We start from the raw sequence: 2,230 nt of genomic DNA, 5'->3' as shown, positions 1-2,230 counted from the left end.
TTTGTGGCCAGTCCCTTCGTCCCTGGTCGGCGGATGTATCGCACTGGTGATGTGGTGCGCTGGAACGCGGACGGGCAGCTCGAATACCTCGGGCGTGCGGACGAGCAGGTCAAGATCCGTGGCTTCCGTATCGAGCCCGGTGAGGTGCAGGCCGTCGTGGCCGCGCACCCGCAGGTGGCCCAGGCCGCGGTGATCGCCCGCGAGGACGTGCCCGGGGACACCCGGCTCGTCGCCTACTTCGTCCCGACCGAGCCCCATGGCAGTCGACTTGAGGAATCCGTACGGGCGTTCGCCGCCGAGCGGCTCCCCTCCTACATGGTCCCCTCGGCCGTCGTCACCCTCGACGCCCTGCCCCTGTCGGTGAACGGCAAGCTCGACCGCAAGGCGCTTCCGGCCCCCGACTTCGGCGTCCTGACAGGTGCCGGGCGCGGCCCGGCCAACGTGCGCGAGGAAATCCTGTGCGCGGCCTTCGCCGAGGTCCTGGGCCTGGAGAGCGTCGGGGTCGACGACGACTTCTTCCGGCTCGGCGGCCACTCCCTCCTCGCCGTGCGCCTGGTCGAGATTCTGCGCACCCAGGGCGTCTCGGTGTCGATGCGGGCCCTGTTCGACGCTCCAACCCCGGCCGGGGTCGCGCTGTCCGTGGGAGCCGAGCAGGTCGACGTGCCGGACAACCGGATTCCGGCCGACGCGACCGCGCTCACTCCGGAGATGCTGCCGCTGGTCGACCTGACCGCCGACGAGGTGGAGCGGATCGTCGCCACCGTCGAGGGCGGTGCCGCCAACGTCGCCGACGTCTACCCGCTGGCCCCGCTCCAGGAGGGCCTGCTCTTCCACCATCTGGTGGCCGAGGGCGGCGACGACGCCTACGTCATGCCGGCGGTCTTCGAGTTCGACTGCCGTGAGCGGGTCGACGCCTTCGCGTGCGCCCTGCAACGGGTGGTGGACCGGCACGACATCTTCCGTACGTCCCTGGCGTGGGAGGGCCTGCACGAACCGGTCCAGGTCGTGTGGCGCCGCGCCGCACTGCCCGTCACCGACCTCGCCCTCGCCCCGGACAGCGCCGACCCGGTGGCCGAATTGGTCGCCGCCGGCGGTTCCTCGATGGACCTGAGCCGTGCCCCGCTGCTCGACCTGCACGTCGCGGCAGACCCCGGCGGCGACCGCTGGCTCGTGCTGCTGCGGATGCACCACACGGTTCGCGACCACACCGCGCTCCAGGTCGTCCTCGACGAGGTGCAGGCGATCCTGGCCGGTCGGGGCGCCGAACTGCCCGAGCCGCTGCCGTTCCGCAACTTCGTCGCCCAGGCGCACGGCACGGTGGACCGGGCCGAGCACGAGCGGTACTTCACCGAGCTCCTCGGCGACGTCACCGAGCCCACAGCGCCGTACGGGATGGCGGACGTGCGCGGCGACGGCTCGGATGCCGTCCTCGAACTGCTGCCCCTCGCCCAAGAGCTGACCCTACGGCTCCGCAGTGCCGCACGCCGCGCGGGCGTCAGCACGGCGACCGTCCTCCACGTCGCCTGGGCGCGCGTCCTCGCCACCGTCAGCGGCCGGGACGACGTGGTCTTCGGCACGGTCCTGCTCGGCCGCATGAACGCCGGCACGGGCGCAGATCGCGTGCCCGGGCCATTCATGAACATGCTGCCCGTCCGTGTGCGGACGGAGGAAGTGGGCGCGCTGGCGGCGGTGTCCGCGATGCGCGGTCAGCTCGCCCGGCTCCTGGAGCACGAGCACGCGCCCCTCGCCGTGGCGCAGCGCGCCGGCGGAGTCACCGGCGACACCCCGCTGTTCACCTCCTTCCTCAACTACCGACACAACGTCGGCCAGGACGCCGAGACGAGCTGGGACGCGGCGATGGCGGGAACACGGCTGCTGTTCGCGCGCGAGCTCTCCAACTACCCGCTCGCGCTCCTCGTCGATGACAACGGGGACAAGATCGGCCTCTCCGTGGACGCGATCGCTCCCATCGACTCCGCTGCCGTGGCCGTCCTGGCCCGCACGGCCCTGGAACATCTCGTCGCCGCGCTGGAGTCCGCGCTGGACGGCGGACCGGACCTGCCGCTGAGCGCGGTTCGGGTTCTCGGCGAGGACGAGCGCCACCAGGTCCTCGTCGACTGGAACGACACCGACGCCGATCTGGTGCCAGCTACGTTGCCGGAGCTCTTTGAGGCGCAGGTGGCGCGGACGCCGGATGCGGTGGCGGTCGTCTTCGAGGGCGAGACCGTCT

At 71.8% G+C, this 2,230-nt stretch carries 1 protein-coding gene; it reads left to right on the top strand.

Annotated elements, in window-relative coordinates; translation table 11 throughout:
- Positions 1–33 precede the first annotated feature (33 nt).
- Positions 34–2,230 (top strand): condensation domain-containing protein (locus tag ACZ7J0_RS33720; protein WP_470893896.1); only part of this gene is annotated, 2,197 nt, incomplete at its 3' end.

The organism is Streptomyces sp. NPDC038280 (assembly GCF_055600045.1).
The sequence above is the reverse complement of the archived record's forward strand: the minus strand, read 5'-3'. Positions and strand labels throughout refer to the sequence as shown.